We start from the raw sequence: 15,974 nt of genomic DNA, 5'->3' as shown, positions 1-15,974 counted from the left end.
ATTCCTTCAATAATATCACTCCGCTAAGCGGCTTAGAACTTGTAGGCAACGCCCGTCATCAGCACCGGCGTGGTCTTGCGCTGGGTTAGCGGACTGTCGGCCGCATCGGTGGTCAGATGCGTTACGCCCAGCGCCGTATGCGCCGACCAGTTCTTGTCGATGACATGATTCCAGTTGACGCTGGCCGCGACGTTGGCAAAGCCGCCCTTGGCGGTAAAGGCCTTGTAGCCGGAGGTGGCGCTTTGCGCGGCGGTCACGCCGAAATAGGTTTGCATGTGCTTCTTGTCGTCATACTCGGTCGACACGCTCATGCCGACCTGGTCGCTGGCGGTGGTGTACAAGGGCATCGCCGCGCCCAGCGTGTAGGTGGCGCCGTGTTCGCGGCGTGCCAGGTTCTGCGTGGTGCTCAGGCTCACGCCGACGGTACCCAGTTGATAGCTCGCGCCCAGCACGGCCTGCGCCGCACCGTGGATCTCGTCCATGCCCTTGAGGGCGTCGGAGCCGTCGAAGTAACTGCGTTTGTGGTCGGCGCGCGCGCCGCCGTAGGTCAGGGCGGCGCTCAGGCCCACGCCGTTCACGCTGGTCTGGAAGCCGGCGCCGCGCATGGTGCTGATGAAGGCGCCGTTGTCGAAGGTGCGCTCAAGATAGGGCAGCGGCAGCACGCGGCTTTTCTTGCTGCCGGCGTATTCGGGTACGTAGGCCAGGCCGGCGCCGATGGTCAGGCTGTCGCCGGCGGCGGGCGCGGTTTTCGGGCCCTGCGACGATGGCAGTTCGAGGGCGTCGGCGTTGCTGTTGCCGCTGAAGGCGCAGAGGGAGGCGAGTACGAGAGGGACGATAAAGCGCATGGAGGATCCTGTGGTATGGTGGTTCGGTGGTCCGCCGGCGCTTGATTGGAGTGGGCCCGGCGTATGACGGAGCGCAGTGTCGCAACATTTCCCGTCCGCCGCTATCGGCTTGTCTGAAGTATCATTTGTCGATTTGATTGGTACCGCGTGGCGGTGCCCGACCTTCGGAGAGCCGACCATGTCCCTGACGTTGTACTACCACCCCCTGGCCTCGTTCTGCCATAAAGTGCTGATCGCGCTGTACGAGAACAACACGCCGTTCGACAAGCGCCTGATCAACCTGGGCGAGGAGGCCGACCGCGCCGAGCTGGGAGCGATCTGGCCCTTGTGTAAGTTCCCGGTGCTGCGCGACCACGAGCGTGGCCGCGAGGTGCCGGAGACCTCGGTCATCATCGAATACCTGGACCGCCATTTCCCCGGCCCGCAGGACCTGATCCCGGCCGACTGGGATGCGGCGCTCGACGTGCGCCTGTGGGATCGCTTCTTCGACAATTATGTGCAGGGGCCGGTGCAGACCATCGTCAGCGGCCACCTGAGCGGCATGCAGTGCGACCGGACCGCGGAGCGCACCAAGCTCAAGACGGCGTACAAGATGATAGAGAAGCGCATGGCCACGCGCAGCTGGATGTGCGGCGATGCGTTCAGCATGGCCGATTGCGCGGCGGCGCCCGCGTTGTTCTACGCCGCCACGCTGTTGCCGTTCCCCGAGGAGTACGCGCACCTCAACGACTACTTCGAACGGCTGGTCGGCCGGCCGTCCGTCAAGCAGGTGCTCGACGAGGCCAAGCCGTATTTCTCGATGTATCCCTTCGTTGACGATATTCCGGAACGCTTCCTGTAGCCGCGCCTAGTTCTGCTTGGCCTGTTCGTCGGCGCTCTGCATCGAGGCCGGCTGCGCCATCGAACCGTTCTGCGCCGCCACGCTGGCGAACTGGTGGGCCTGATCCATGATGGCCTTGCCGCTGGCCTTGCTCTGGCGCAGTTGCTGGTCGACCTGGGCGGCGGCCTTCTGCGTGACCGCCTCGGCCAGCTCGGTGGCGGTGCGCGCCGCCTGCGGCGCATGCTGCTGCACCAGCTGGTTGATGCGGACCTGATACTCGCTGGCCACCTGGGTCAGTTGCTCCTGCCACGCCTGCAACTGGTGCGCCGCGCGCTCGGTCGACGGCGGTGCGATCGCGGTGCGCTCGGACTGCGGGGTCAGCAGGGCGGCGCGCACGGCTTCAGTGGATTCCTGTAGCCAGTCGCGGCTGAATTGCAGGTTCACTTCCGACAGCTTGCGCACCGATTGCAGGGTGGCGAGGGTCAGGTCGCTGAAATAGTCGATGCGGGCGAGCGCGTGATTTTTTGCTGCTGGCGAAATGGTTTCCACAAACGAATTCATGTACTTCTCCTGGATGGTGTGGGGCCAAAGTGAGAGTGCTTGAACGGGCGCTCTGGCCGGACGCCTGTAGCACTTATCTTCGCAGGTCGGGGCGGTTTTTGCCACACCAGAGCTTGGCGGCATCATTCGTTTTGGCTGGTCAATAAATTATCCGCTTCGCCACGTCATTGTCCGTCTCGCCACATAGGAATGGACCGGCGGAGGACCGCTGCGCTAAGGTGACGTTGTCCCTATCACACATGAAAGCCAGTCCCATGAAAAGAAGAAGCTTGCTCAAGTCGGCAGCGGCCTTGTCGCTGATGTCGGTCACCTCGCTGGCCTCGCTGCCGGCATGGAGCGCCGCCGCGCCGCGTCGCCGCGTGCGCCCCGGCGATGCCGCCTGGCCATCGGCCTCCGCCTGGGCGCAGCTGCGGCAGCGGGTGGACGGCCACCTGCTCAAACTGGATGCGCCGTTCGCCGCCTGCGCCGGTGGTGTCGCCGCGCCGGCCTGCACCGCCGCGCTGGATCAGCTGAACAACACCTACGCCATCGGCGACCAGCCGGCGCTGACGCAGACCAGCGGCTGGCTGGATGCCTGGTCCTCGCAGCCGAGCGCTTATGCGGTGGCGGCGCGCGGCACGGCCGACGTGGTGGCGGCCATCAACTTCGCGCGCGAGCACAATCTGCGGCTGGTGGTCAAAGGCGGCGGCCACAGCTACCAGGGCACGTCCGACGCGCCCGATTCGCTGCTGGTCTGGACCCGCCAGATGAACGACGCCACGCTGCAGCCGGCGTTCGTCGCGCAGGGCTGCAGCGACGCGCCGCAGCCGGCTGTCACGCTGGGCGCGGGCGCGATGTGGATCGACGCCTACGACGCCGTCACCACGCGCGGCGGCCGCTACGTGCAGGGCGGCGGCTGCACCACGGTCGGCGTGGCCGGCTTGGTGCAGAGCGGCGGCTTCGGCAGCTTCTCCAAGAACTACGGCACCGCCGCCGCCGGCCTGCTGGAAGCCGAAGTGGTGACCGCCGACGGCCAGGTGCGCATCGCCAACGCCTGCACCAATCCCGAGTTGTTCTGGGCCTTGAAGGGCGGCGGTGGCGGCAGCGTCGGCGTGGTCACGCGGCTGACCCTGCGCACGCGCGAACTGCCGGAGACCTTCGGCGGGGTGATGTTCAACATCAAGGCAGCCTCCGACGATGCCTACCGCGCGTTGATCGCACAGGTGATGGCCTTCTACGCCAGCACGCTGTTCAACGCCAACTGGGGCGAGCAGATCGGCTTCAACACCAACAACACGGTGGACGTGTCGATGGTGTTCCAGGGCCTGAACCAGCAGCAGGCGGAGGCGGCGTGGGCGCCGTTCCTGGCCTGGCTGGGCGAGCGGCCCGAATACACGCTGGAGCAACCGTTCCGCGCGGTGGCGCTGCCGGCGCGGCAGTTCTGGAACGTGGCCTTCTTCAAAAAATACGCGCCGGGCTTCATGCTTGCGGACGAGCGTCCCGGCGCTCCGGCGCACCACGGCGTGTGGAAGGGCGACGCCGCCGACGCGGGCTGGTTCATCCACGGCTACCAGTCGGCCTGGCTGCCGGCCAAGCTGCTGGCGGCCGAACAGCAGGCGCAGTTGGCCGACGCGCTGTTCCGCAGCACGCGGCACTGGCGCGTGGGCCTGCACTTCAACAAGGGACTGGCCGGCGCCTCGGCCGCCGACCTGGCCGCGGCGCGCGACACGGCGATGAATCCCGACGTGCTGGGCGCGTTCGCGCTGGCCATCATCGCCGGCGGCGACGGCCCGCACTATCCCGGCATGCCGGGCGATGCGAAGGATGGCGCGCAGCGCGGCCGCGAACGGGCCGCCGCGATCGGCCGGGCGATGGGGGAGTTGCACAAGGCCGCGCCCAAGGCCGGCTCCTACGTGTCGGAGAGCGACTACTTCCTCAAGGACTGGCAGGCCGCGTTCTGGGGCGCCAACTACGCGCGGCTGGCGCGCGCCAAGCGCCAGTACGATCCGCACGGCCTGTTCTTCGTGCGCCACGGTGTCGGCAGCGAGGCGTGGAGCGACGACGGCTTTACGCGCAAGGGCTGATGCCGGCGCTGGTCGCGTACTTGTCAAAAAAGCACAGTTGCGTTACGCTGGCGCCAGTCCACTGACGAGGAGCATACATGGCATCGATCTTCTATCTGCACGGCGGCCCGGGCCTGAGCGTCGCCATCGAAAGCACGCGCTTCCCGCAGGCCAGCGATGTGGAGTGGTGGCAGCAGCCGCCTGCGGCGCCGTGCGCGCAGCGTCCCTACCTGGATCTGCTGGAGGCCACGCTGACGGGATTCCGCCGCAGCGCACAGGCGCACGGCGCGCCGCTGACCGTGATGGCCAGCTCCTTCGGCGCGCATCTGGCGACGCACGTCGCCAACCACGCGCCGGAGCAGGTGGCGCGCGTCGTGCTGCTGGCGCCGACCTACAATCCTGAACAGGCCGCGCTGCGATTGGCGCGGCACGCGCTGGCGCGCAATGCTAGCCACGCGGACGCACACAAGGTCGTCGCGGCGCTGGCCGCCTACGATGCGGCGCCGGGACGCGCGCGCTTCTGGGACGTGTTCGGCGTGCTGCAGTTGCTGCCGGATGTGCCGTCGCTGTATTTCGGCCCGAACGCCGGCGATGCGCCGCGCCATTTCCTCGACGTGCTGCAGCAGCCGGGTGCCTTCGACGGCCCGACTTCGGTCGCCGTGTCGGACGACTTTGCGGCCAGCTTCCAGCCGCCGGGGCGCAGCGCTTTCAATGGGCCGGTATCTGTGCTGTTCGGCCGCCACGATCCGATGATCGATGCGGAACAGGATGGCGCCATCTGGCGCGCCATCTTCCCGCAGGCCAGCGTGCGCATGGTCGACAGCGGTCACTTCCCGCTGCTCGAGACCTCGCTCGAAGCCTGCCTGGCTTAGCGCGTCATTCCCGCGCAGGCGGGAATCCATGCTGAGCATCTGACCACGCGGCCTATGGATTCCCGCCTGCGCGGGAATGACGGGACGGGTCAGCGCGAGAAGTAGGCGTCGATTTCTTCCAGCGTCTTGCCCTTGGTTTCGGGCAGCAGGAAGGCGGCGGTCAGGAAGTACAGCAGCGCACAGCCGGCGCCGTAGAAGAACAGCGTGGCGTAACCATACTGGCCTACGGTCGGCAGGAATACCGCCGCAATCACGGTGGACACGAACTGGTTGATCAGCAGCGCCACGCTCATGCCATTGGAGCGGATCCGGTTGGGCATCAGCTCCGACAGCGCCAGCCATACGCACACGCCGGGGCCGACCGCGAAGCTGGCGACGAACAGGCAGATCGCCAGCGCCACCTGCCAGCCGTGCGCGGAGGGCGGTACCGCCGACAGGTGCGCCTGCTCGATGCGCAGCGGCTCGCCGACAGCTTGCGCCGGATCGGCGAACGGATTCAGATGCAGGCGGCGGAAGAAGGCGCCGATCACGCTGTCCGGCTGCACCGTGTCTTCCCGCGTGACGCGCAGCAGCGGTAGCGCCGGATCGTCGCTGCGGCGGCTTTGCACATTGGTGAACGGGCCGTAGGAATAGGCGATCGACAGCTGCATCGCCGCGCCGTCCACCGGCCTGCCGCCCAGCGCCTGCAAGGTCGCCGGATCGAGGCGCAGTTCCAGGCTCCCGGCCTGGGCGCGCGTTTGCAGCATGGCGCTGATGTCGCTTTGTTCGCCCTCCACGCTGCGGAACAGCAGACCCGCTGTCAACAGCGCCAGCACGATGCCGCCGGTGCCCAGCATCATCAGGAACTTGCGGCCCTTGCGGTCCACCAGCGCCACCGCCACTACCGTCATCACGGCGTTGAGCACCTTGAGCGCGACGTCGGCCATGTTGGCGGTGGCGCCGGGCAGGCCGGCCTGATTGAGAATGGTGACCACGTAGGCCAGGATGGAATTGATGCCGGTTGCCTGCGTCAGCGCCAGCACCAGGCAGGCCAGCAGGAAGGGCAGCACGTAGCGGCGGCTCAGCAGGCGGTCGTTGGCGGCCGCGCCGCCGTGTGACGCGGCCGGCGACAGTGCCAGTTCGATGTCGCGCAGTTCCGCTTCCGCCTCGGCGGCGGGTCGCGTGCGCAGCAGCGCGGCACGCGCCTGCGCGATGCGGCCCTTGGCCGCCAGCCAGCGCGGCGATTCCGACAGCAGCAGGCCGCCCAGCGTGAACACCAGGCCCGGCGCCAGACACACCCAGAAGATGCTGCGCCACGCGTGGTCCTTGGCCGCAAACACGGCGTCGGCGCGCGCCGCCTCCGCCAGATGCTGTGCCGCTGCCATCGCGGTTTCCACGGTCTGCGCCTGGAACAATCCGATCAGCGCCGCCGCCACCAGGCCGATGGTCAGAAGCAGCTGGAACAGCGCCGCGCCGCGTCCGCGATGGCGCGCGTGCAGGCACTCTGCCAGGTACAGCGGCACCACCACGCCGATCAAGCCGCCGCTGATGCCTTGCAGCAGACGGCCCAGCATCAGCGGCAGGTAGCCGTCGGCGAGAGCGATCAGCGGTATGCTCACCGTGAACAGGGCGCCGGCCAGCACCATCGCCGCGCGCCGCCCGACCAGGTCGGCCAGCGCGCCGGCGAACAGCGACGACAGCACGGACCCCAGCAGCACCGCCGCGACGATAAAGCCCAGCTGCTGCGCGCTCAGCTTCCACGCCACCGACGCCGTCGATTCCAGATAGGGCAGGGCGCCGGCGATAATGCCGACGTCTATCCCGTACAGCAGCCCTCCCATACCGGCGATAAACAGCAGAAAGCCCATGGCGCGGGCGGGTGCGGTTGGCAGGGTGGCTTGCATCGAAACTCCGGCTAGTGGGAAGAAAGATCGATGGCTTCGCCTTCAACGAAGACGGCCACCGGCTGCAGATCAGCATTCAGGACCACCATGTCGGCCCAGGCGCCGGGCGCCAGGCGCCCGCGTTCGGTCTCGCCCAGATAGTCGGCGGGGTAGAGCGACAGGCGGTTGGAGGCGTCGGCCAGGTCCAGGCCCAGGCCGACGAAATTGCGCAGCGCCTGGTCCATCGTCAGCACCGATCCGGCCAGCGAGCCGCTGGCCAGCCGCACGCAGCCCAGGCACTTGTAAACGCGCTGGCTGCCCAGCCCATACTCGCCGTCCGGCATGCCGGTGGCCGAGGTGGCGTCGGTCACGCCGTACAGGCGCGGGATGGCGCGCAGCGCGGCGCGGATCGCGCCTTCATGCACGTGCTGCAGGTCGGGGATGATCTCGGCGTATTCGGCGTGCGCCAGCGCGGCGCCAGCGATGCCTGGTTGGCGGTGGTTGAGCGCCGTCATGCCGTTGAACAGATGGGTGAATCCGGCCGCGCCGGCGTTGAGCGCGGCCACGCCGTCCTCGTAGCTGCCGTTGCTGTGGCCCAGCTGCACGCGGATGCCCATCTGCTTGAGCATCGGGATCAGCGCCAGGTGGCCATCCACTTCGGTGGCGATGGTCAGCACGCGGATCGGCGCCAGCTCATGATAGCTGCGCATCAGCTCCAGGCTGGCCACCGCCACCGAGTCGGCCGGCTGCGCGCCGAGGCGGTGGATGCTCAGGAACGGCCCTTCCAGGTGCACGCCCAGCATGCGCGCCGCGCCGGCAGGGCGTTCGGCGATCACGCCGGCCAGGCCCTTGAGCGCGCGGCGGATCGAATTGTCGGTGGCCGTCATGGTGGTGCCCAGCATCGCCGTGGTGCCATGGCGCGCGTGGCTGCGCGCCACGCTGGCGCCGGCATCGCCGCCCTGCATGATGTCGACGCCGGCGGCGCCGTGCACGTGCAGGTCGATGAAGCCGGGCAGGATGGTCAGGCCGCTGTCGGCTTGCGCGTCGGCCTGGATCGATTGAATGCGCCGGGTTTGTTCACTGAAGGCGATGCTGCCCGTGATCCAGCCTTGTGGAGTGAGGATTCTGCCGCTTAACACTGTTATTCCGCTATCAGGAGTTCGATGCCGGCGTCCAGCAGGCCATCGCGGTATTCCGCGCTGATGCTGGCGTCGGTAATGACGGTATGGACGCGGTCCAGCTGCACGATGCGGTGCAGGCTGACGCGCCCGAATTTGGAGGCGTCGGCGAGGACGATGATCTTCTTGGCCCGCTCCACCATCTTGTGGTTCAGGCTTGCTTCCGCCTCGTGGTGGGTGGTGACGCCGAATTGCAGGTCGAAGCCGTCGACGCCGAGGAACAGCTTGTCGAAGCTGTAGGCCTGCAGGCAGGCCTCGGCCTGCGTGCCCTGGATCGACAGCGACTGCTTGCGCAGCAGGCCGCCCGTCAGGATCAGGTCGACGCCGGGGGCGTCGGCCAGTTCCCAGGCGATGTTCAGGCCATTGGTCATCACCGTCACGTCCTGCGCCGTGCGCAGGTGGCGCGCCAGCGAGATGGTGGTGGTGCCCGAATCGATGATGATGTTATCGCCCGGCTGCACCATGCGCGCGGCCCAGGCGCCGATGCGCTCCTTCTGCTCGTGGTTCAGCGCGTCCTTCTGCGGTATGGTCTGCTCGGGCGGCGGCGTGCGGGTCAGCGTGGCGCCGCCGTGGCTGCGCGTGGCCAGGCCTTGCGATTCCAGCGCACTGAGGTCGCTGCGGATGGTGACGGCGGAGACGCCCAGCTGGTCCACCAGCTTGGTCACCTGCACCGAGCCGTGTTGGGTAAGCGCCTGCAAAATGGCGGCGCGGCGTTGACTGGTATGTCGCATTGTTCTGCTGTCAGATATTCAAAGATGTCGAGCTTAACAGATCGCGGCCGCTGTGCCAGCGGGCGCGGTCGCATTCAGCGTCGTATTTGCCGTCCCGTTGCGGTTGCAGGCGCGCGCATACTGCGCCAGCACGCGGCCGATTTTATGCTCCAGCAGCGCGTCGGCCCTGGTGGTCAGCTGGCCTTGCAGCACTTCCAGATACTGCTCCGGCAGGTGTTGGCTCAGCAGCGACAACGGGATCGCCAGCGCGTCGAGGTTGGCGCACAGTTTGTCGACGGCGGCCACGATCGCCGGCTCGCCCCAGTAGTAGCGGCAACGGTCGCTCAGGCCATAGCGGCGCAGCAGGCGCTGTTCGGCGCTGCTGCCGGGGTAGTGCCTGGCCCAGTGCTTGGGCTGCGCCAGCATGGTTTCGTCCAGCACCTGCATCAGGCGCGAGGCGCGGCCGGGCGCCACCAGTTCCTCCTCGATGCGGCACAGCGCCTGCAGGGCCTCGCGCAACGCGAAGGTGGCGGCCGGGCCGACCTTGAGGATGGCGAAGTGGTCGCGCACCATGTCATGCAGCGCCGATTCGCGCTGGTAGTCGGTGGAGTGGGCTTCGAACACCAGGCCGGGCTGGCCGGCGACGAAGGCCGACAACGCGGTCGCCTGGGCGGCGTCGTAGTGCCGGATCTGGCTGTGGTCGAAGTCCACGCCCGGCTGCACCACCATCGCGATCACGCGACGCCAGGCGTCGTGCAGCTCCATCGCGAAGAAGGCCAGGCGGTGCACGTCCAGCGTGCGCGCGGCGGCCTTGGGCGAGGTGACGGCGCCGGCCTGCGCCAGGCTGGCCTCACCGCCGGGGATCGGGACTTCGGTGCCGATCACGTAGACCGGCGGCGGCAGGCCGGCCTGCCCGGCGGCCTTCTCCGCGACCGCGCACAGCCGCGCCGAGCGGGCGGCGATGGTTTCGTCGCTCAGCAGCTGCGGATCGTCGGCGCAGCGCATGCTGCAATCGAGGTGGATCTTGTGGAAGCCGGCGGCGGCGTAGGCGGCGATCAGCGTCTCCGCATGCTGCATGGCGGTGGCCGCGTCCAGGTGCTGCCAGGCGTTGGGGCCGAGGTGGTCACCGCCCAGCACCAGGCGCTCCAGCGGGAAGCCCTGGCCGCGCGCCAGCGTATGCACGTAGTCGCGGAAGGCCGATGGCGTCATGCCGGTGTAGCCGCCGAACTGGTCGACCTGGTTCGAGGTCGCCTCCACCAGCAGCATGGTGTCGTAGCCGGCCGCCACGCGCATCGCCGCGCGCAGCACGCTAGGATGGCTGCAGCACACGCTGTACAAGCCGACAGCTTCGCCACGGCGGTGAGCAGCGACGATCTGCTGGACGGGGGACAGGGATTCGGTAGTTTTCATGGGCGTTGGCTTAGTGGTCGGCGAGTTGCTGGCGGGCGAGCAGGGCGGCGCCGCGCGCGCCGCCGGCGTCGCCGAACTTCGGCGGCAGGATGGGCGGCACGCGCACGCCGGGGAACAGGTGGCGGCGTATCGCGGCCGGCAGCAGGTCGTACAGGTGCGCCAGTTGCGACAGGCCGCCGCCCAGCACGATGACGTGCGGGTCCAGCGTCAGCACCAGCGTGGCCAGCGCGTGGCCCAGCAGGTCGGCATGCAGCGCCATGGTCCGGCCGGCGAGGGCCGAACCGGCGCGCGCCTGCGCGACGATGGCCAGCGGTGTTTCGTCGGCGCCGCCGAGGTGCTGGTGCAGCTGGCTCATGCCGGGACCGGAGACATAGCGTTCCAGGCAGCCGCGCCGGCCGCAGGCGCAGTCGAGGATCGGTAGTGCGGCAGGGGCCAGCGGCGATGCCAGTTGTGCGGCCGGCAGCGGCCAGTGGCCCCACTCGCCGGCCACGCCGTTGGCGCCGCGCAGCAGGCGGCCGTCGACGCAATAGCCGCCGCCGGCGCCGGTGCCGATGATGGCGCCGAACATGGTCGGCTTGCCGGCCGCCGCGCCGCCTTGCGCTTCCGACAGCGCGAAGCACTGGCAGTCGTTGCCGACCGCGATAGGGCGCTGCAGCGCATCCTTGAGCGCATCGGCCACGGCGCGGCCGTTCAGCGCCGGCACGTTGGAGCTGAGCTGCCGCCCGGTGGCGCTGTCGATCACGCCGGGCAGGCCGATGCCGACCGGCGCCCGCAGGCCCAGCATCTTGTCGGCGCGGCCCACCAGGCCCTGGATCGCCAGCAGGAACTCGGCGAAATCGGTGCCCGGCGTGGCGATGCGCTCGCGGTGAACTTCCCGCAGTTCATGGCCTTCTTCGGCATACGCCACCAGCTCGATCTTGGTGCCGCCGATATCGATGCCGTGATAGCCGCGTGGTTCAGAATTCGTCATGGCGGTAGATGGTGACGCCCTGCACGACACGGTTGACGGTGCCGCCGGCGAAAGGATTATCGGGACGCAGCTGCAGCAGCGCCGACTGGTGCAGCGCGTACTGCTGCGCCATCAGCAACCACAATGGGGCCAGCCAGGCGTCTGGCCATGCCGGCGCATCGATGCCGATGTCGGCGTCGGCGCCGGCGCCCACGGTCAGGCAGCGGCCCGCGACCTGGTCGCGCTGAAGTTCCAGCAGCAGATCATGTTCATAGCGGCGCGATAGCGGATCGGAACTGCGGAACAGCACCACCAGCGTCTCGTGGTTCAATGCGGCCTTGGGGCCGTGGCGGAAACCGAGCGCGCTGTTGGCCATCGCCAGCACGCTGCCGGCGGTCAGTTCGAGGATCTTCAACGCCGCTTCCTTGGCCAGCGCTTCCAGCGGACCGCTGCCCAGGTAGACCACGCGCGAGACGCGCTGCACGGCCAGTTCCGCCACCGGTGCCGACCACGCGGCCAGCGCCTGCTCGCCCAGTTGCGCCAGCGTGTCCAGACGCTCTGGCTGGAAGTCGGGATCGAGCGCGCACAACGCGGCCAGCAGCATGCAGGTGAAGCTGCTGGTCATGGCGAAGCCGCGATCGCAGCTGGCGGCCGGCATCATCAGGTTGAGGGTTTGCTCGTCGCCGGCGCCTTGCAGGGCCAGCGCGCCGTTGGCGTTGCAGGTGATGTTGAGGAAGCGCGCGGTCGGCACCATGTCGCGCACCAGCTGCACCGCAGCCGTGCTTTCCGGGCTGTTGCCGCTGCGGGCGAAGGACACCACCAGCGTTGGCGCCGTGCGTTCCAGGTAGAGCGCGGGGTGGGTCAGCAGGCTGGTGGTCGACAGCGCGCGCACCTGGCACGGCCAGGCGGCGTTGATTTCGTCGGCGATGATTTCGCCGACATAGGCCGAGCTGCCGGCGCCGGTCAGGATCACGCGCTGCTGCGGATTGCTCAGGGTGTCGCCCAGGAAGGCGGCGATCCGGCTTTTTTGTGCGCCGAGATCCGCCGCCAGTTCGCGCCAGAGGGCGGGCTGATGGACGATTTCTTCGGCGGTATCGAGGCCGCCGATATCGCGCCAGGCTTGGGGAACACGCTGGAGTAGGTTGGTCATCGAAAGAATTAGTCTGGTTAAGTCAGGCAAAGAATAGGGTTTTATTTTCGAAATGTCAAATTCGAAAGTAAAAAGAAAGTTATGTTCGCTGTTGATTTGCGGGTGATGTACCACTTTCGCCACGAAAACGAAAGTGTGTTATTCAATCAACTATCAATACGAAAGATTTGGCGCATTCTTTTTAAATATTCCCTTTCTTTTTGTTGACCGGGCTTATTTTTATTCCTAGAGTAATTGCATCGCAACGCTTTTCTTTCGAAATAAGCACACTATGAAACAGATTTCAGCCATTGCCGTCTTGCTCGCCAGCGCTCCGTTACTGGCCGCGCCGATCGGCAATTTACGCACCGTCACCGCTGGCGCCGGCCAGCAGTGGGATCTGGTCACGGACACCGGCGCCCATATACAGGTTAGCCTGCCGCGCGCAGATGTGCTGCATATTTGGGCAGGCTCCAAATCCGGCCTGACCGGCGCCGGCGACAAGGCCGCGCCCATCGTGGTCGCCACGCCGGCCGCCACGGTGGAGCACAGCGTCAGCGAACAGGCCGACCATATCCTGATCCGCACGCCGGCCCTGAGCCTGCGCATCGACCGCAAGCCGCTGCGTTTCAGCCTGTTCCGCGCCGGCGACGCGCAGCCGCTGTGGCGCGAGATCCAGCCGCTGGAACTGGGCGACAAGCAAAGCGTGCAGACGCTGTCGAGCGACAAGGCCGAGCGTTTCTTCGGCGGCGGCCAGCAGAACGGCCGCTATGAATTCAAGGGCAAGCAGCTGCAAGTGTCGTACTCCGGCGGCTGGGAGGAGGGCGACCGTCCGAGTCCCGCGCCGTTTTTGATGAGCTCACGCGGCTGGGGCGTGCTGCGCAACACCTGGTCCGACGGCAGCTACGACCTGCGCCAGAACGACCAGATCTCGCTGGAGCACAACGAAGCGCGCTTCGACGCCTACTACTTCGTCGGCAAGGACCTGCGCGATGTGCTGGCCCGCTACACCGAATGGACCGGCCGCGCGCGCATGCTGCCGCGCTGGGCGCTGGAATACGGCGACGCCGATTGCTACAACGACGGCGACAACGTCAAGAAGCCGGGCACCGTGCCCAAAGGCTGGACCGACGGCCCGACCGGCAAGACGCCGGACGTAATCGAGACCGTGGCGCGCCAGTACCGCGAACACGACATGCCGGGCGGCTGGATACTGCCGAACGACGGTTACGGCTGCGGCTATTCGGCGCTGCCGGAGACGGTGCAGGGCTTGGCCAAGTACGGCTTCCGCACCGGCCTGTGGACCGAGAACGGCGTCGAGAAAATGGCATGGGAAGTCGGCACCGCCGGCACCCGCGTGCAGAAGCTGGACGTGGCGTGGACCGGCAAGGGTTATCAGTTCTCGCTCGACGCCAATAAGGCGGCCTACGATGGCATCCTGAATAACTCCGATGGACGTCCGTTCATCTGGACCGTGATGGGCTGGGCCGGCACCCAGCGCTACGCCGTCACCTGGACCGGCGACCAGAGCGCCAGCTGGGACTACATCCGCTGGCACGTGCCGACGCTGATCGGTTCCGGCCTGTCCGGCCAGGCCTACGCCACCGGCGACGTCGATGCGATCTTCGGCGGCAGCCCGGAGACCTACACGCGCGACCTGCAGTGGAAGAGTTTTACGCCGGTGCTGATGGGGATGTCCGGCTGGGCGGCGGCGGAGCGCAAGCATCCGTGGTGGTTCGCCGAACCGTACGTCAGCATCAACCGCCGCTACCTGAAGCTGAAGATGCGCCTGACGCCTTATATGTACACGCTGATGCGCGAGGCGGAGCAGAGCGGCGCGCCGCTGGTGCGCGGCCTGATGTGGGATAACCCGGACGATCCGGCGGCCTACACCGAAGCCTATAAATACCAGTACCTGCTGGGCCGCGACCTGCTGGTGGCGCCGGTGTACCGCAGCCAGGCCGTCAGCCAGGGCTGGCGCCGCGCCATCCACCTGCCGCAGGGCCAGTGGTTCGATTATTGGGACGGCCGCCAGGCCACGGCCGGCAAGGGCGGGCGCGATATCGACCTCGCCGTCACGCTGGACAAGCTGCCGGTGTTCGTCCGCGCCGGCACCATCCTGCCGATGTACCCGGAGATGCTGTACGACGGCGAGAAGCCGAAGGACGTGCTGACGCTGGACCTATATCCGCAAGGCGCTTCCGAATTCACGCTGTACGAGGATGACGGCAACACCCGCAAGTATCAGGACGGCGCCTTCAGCCAGCAGGTGATACGCATGAACGCCGCTAGCGATGGCGTCAAGGTCGACGTGGAGCCGGTGGTGGGCAGCTATGCCGGCCAGCCTGCGCGCCGTGCCTACGCCTTGCGCATGCTGACCCGCCAGCGCCCGGCCGCAGTGAGCACCGGCAGCGCGGTCCTGCTGCCACTGGCCGACCGCGCCGCCTTCGATGCCGCCGCCGAAGGCTGGTACTTCGACGCCGCCGACCGACTGGGCACGCTGCACGTCAAGGCTGCCAGCCAGGACATCCGACAGCCGTTGCGCTTCACCGTGCAGACCGGCGCCGCGCCAACGGTGGCAGACGACGCCTTCCCGTCCGCGCCGGTGCTGGGCCGCGCCATCCCCGCCGACGGCATGATGGTGATGAACCGTCCGTCCGAGGAAACTGGCTATCCGCTGGAAAACGCCTTCGACAACAACCCGGCCACCTGGTTCCGCACCACGCGCAGCCCGGCGGTGCAGGGCGGTCCGCATGAATGGGTGATCGGCTTCACCGAGCGCCGCCTGATCGACGGCATCGAACTGGCGCCGCGCAACGACCAGCACTGGCAGCACGGCCAGATCCGCGACTACGAGATCTACATGGGCGACAACAACGGCGACTGGGGCCAGCCGATCAAGCGCGGCCAGTTGAAACTCCAGAAGGAGGCGCAAACGATCAGCTTCCCGCCGGCCGCCGGCCGCCTGCTGCGCTTCCGCGTGCTGAGCACGCAGAACCCGGAAGGCGATGGCGCATCCGCCACCGATCCGATGGTCACCGCCGTCGGCACGCCGCCAGCGCGCGCCTTCAACGCCGCTGTGCCGAGCGAGGTGCAGCCGATCACGCTGTCCGAATTCCACGTGATGGCCTACCAGCCGAAGGAAGGCCCGGAAGTACAGCAGTTCCTGTCCGACCTGGCCTTGCCGAAGGGCGTCAGCCGCGACAAACCCGCGCACGGAAGCGAGATGCGCATGAACGGCCTGTGGTTCCGCAAGGGCCTGGGCGTGGGCGCCACCAGCCGCATCGACCTGCAACTGGCCGGTAACTGGAACCTGCTGCGCGCCGACCTGGGTGTGGACGACAGCTGCCGCAGCGCGGGCGGCATGCAGTTCCAGGTCTGGAGCGGCGAGCGAATGCTGTACGACAGTGGATTGATCGCGGCGCCTGCCGTCGTCAAGCCGGAAATCGACGTGCGCGGACTGAGTCAACTCAGCCTGCGCACCCTGGGCGCGCGTGGCAGCAAGCCGGCCCAGGTCTGCGGTAACTGGGCCAATGCGGTCCTGATAGGCACAGAGGGCAGCACCGTCCGGCCGCGCTGACCTTACCCCGTCTTTA

The 15,974-nt window shown here is 67.6% G+C and carries 12 protein-coding genes; 4 read left to right on the top strand and 8 right to left on the bottom strand.

The genetic code is table 11. From position 1 onward, the window contains the following. Window positions 1-32: 32 nt before the first annotated feature. Window positions 33-845, bottom strand: a complete 813-nt coding sequence (locus ACEN9O_RS28965; protein ID WP_495615235.1) for a MipA/OmpV family protein — start codon at window positions 843-845, stop codon at window positions 33-35. Window positions 846-1,023: 178 nt separating this feature from the next. On the opposite strand from ACEN9O_RS28965, the gene ACEN9O_RS28960 reads away from it, so the two are divergent. Beyond that, a complete protein-coding gene (locus tag ACEN9O_RS28960) occupies window positions 1,024-1,686 on the top strand; it encodes a glutathione S-transferase family protein (protein WP_495615234.1) in 663 nt (220 codons plus the stop codon). Window positions 1,687-1,692: 6 nt separating this feature from the next. Here the strand turns inward: ACEN9O_RS28960 and ACEN9O_RS28955 are convergent, their stop codons facing one another. Beyond that, on the bottom strand, window positions 1,693-2,226 hold the full coding sequence (locus ACEN9O_RS28955) for a phasin family protein (RefSeq protein WP_495615233.1): 534 nt from the start codon (window positions 2,224-2,226) through the stop codon (window positions 1,693-1,695). Window positions 2,227-2,480: 254 nt separating this feature from the next. On the opposite strand from ACEN9O_RS28955, the gene ACEN9O_RS28950 reads away from it, so the two are divergent. Both ACEN9O_RS28950 and ACEN9O_RS28945 read left to right on the top strand, forming a co-directional pair. Continuing rightward, the gene (locus ACEN9O_RS28950; protein WP_495615232.1) at window positions 2,481-4,289 is read left to right on the top strand and encodes an FAD-binding oxidoreductase; all 1,809 of its coding nucleotides are present in this window, start codon (window positions 2,481-2,483) and stop codon (window positions 4,287-4,289) included. A gap of 77 nt (window positions 4,290-4,366) precedes the next feature. Continuing rightward, window positions 4,367-5,140 carry an alpha/beta fold hydrolase gene (locus tag ACEN9O_RS28945; RefSeq protein ID WP_495615231.1) on the top strand — a complete coding sequence of 258 codons (774 nt, stop codon included), beginning with the start codon at window positions 4,367-4,369 and terminating at the stop codon, window positions 5,138-5,140. An 89-nt stretch (window positions 5,141-5,229) separates the two neighbouring features. Here the strand turns inward: ACEN9O_RS28945 and ACEN9O_RS28940 are convergent, their stop codons facing one another. Genes ACEN9O_RS28940 through ACEN9O_RS28915 form a run of 6 tightly spaced genes read right to left on the bottom strand, consistent with a single transcriptional unit; the run spans window position 5,230 to window position 12,399 of the window. Then, a complete protein-coding gene (locus tag ACEN9O_RS28940) occupies window positions 5,230-7,023 on the bottom strand; it encodes an MFS transporter (RefSeq protein WP_495615230.1) in 1,794 nt (597 codons plus the stop codon). An 11-nt stretch (window positions 7,024-7,034) separates the two neighbouring features. Further along, complete coding sequence (nagA, locus tag ACEN9O_RS28935) at window positions 7,035-8,141, bottom strand: N-acetylglucosamine-6-phosphate deacetylase (protein WP_495615229.1); 1,107 nt, start codon at window positions 8,139-8,141, stop codon at window positions 7,035-7,037. A gap of 2 nt (window positions 8,142-8,143) precedes the next feature. Next, window positions 8,144-8,911 (bottom strand): DeoR family transcriptional regulator, encoded by a 768-nt coding sequence (locus ACEN9O_RS28930; RefSeq protein ID WP_495615228.1) that lies wholly within the window; start codon window positions 8,909-8,911, stop codon window positions 8,144-8,146. A 33-nt stretch (window positions 8,912-8,944) separates the two neighbouring features. Next, window positions 8,945-10,300: a D-tagatose-bisphosphate aldolase, class II, non-catalytic subunit gene (locus ACEN9O_RS28925; RefSeq protein ID WP_495615227.1), complete on the bottom strand. Its 1,356-nt coding sequence runs from the start codon at window positions 10,298-10,300 to the stop codon at window positions 8,945-8,947. A gap of 10 nt (window positions 10,301-10,310) precedes the next feature. Then, entirely contained in the window at window positions 10,311-11,270 is a 960-nt protein-coding gene (locus ACEN9O_RS28920) for an ROK family protein (RefSeq protein ID WP_495615226.1), read from the bottom strand. Continuing rightward, on the bottom strand, window positions 11,257-12,399 hold the full coding sequence (locus tag ACEN9O_RS28915; protein ID WP_495615225.1) for an AgaS family sugar isomerase: 1,143 nt from the start codon (window positions 12,397-12,399) through the stop codon (window positions 11,257-11,259). The genes ACEN9O_RS28920 and ACEN9O_RS28915 overlap by 14 nt, the downstream gene beginning before the upstream one ends. Before the next feature lie 271 nt (window positions 12,400-12,670). On the opposite strand from ACEN9O_RS28915, the gene ACEN9O_RS28910 reads away from it, so the two are divergent. Further along, a complete protein-coding gene (locus ACEN9O_RS28910; RefSeq protein WP_495615224.1) occupies window positions 12,671-15,958 on the top strand; it encodes a TIM-barrel domain-containing protein in 3,288 nt (1,095 codons plus the stop codon). The last annotated feature ends 16 nt before the right edge of the window (window positions 15,959-15,974 follow it).

The sequence above is a fragment of the Duganella sp. Dugasp78 genome, assembly GCF_059491455.1.
The sequence above is the reverse complement of the archived record's forward strand: the minus strand, read 5'-3'. Positions and strand labels throughout refer to the sequence as shown.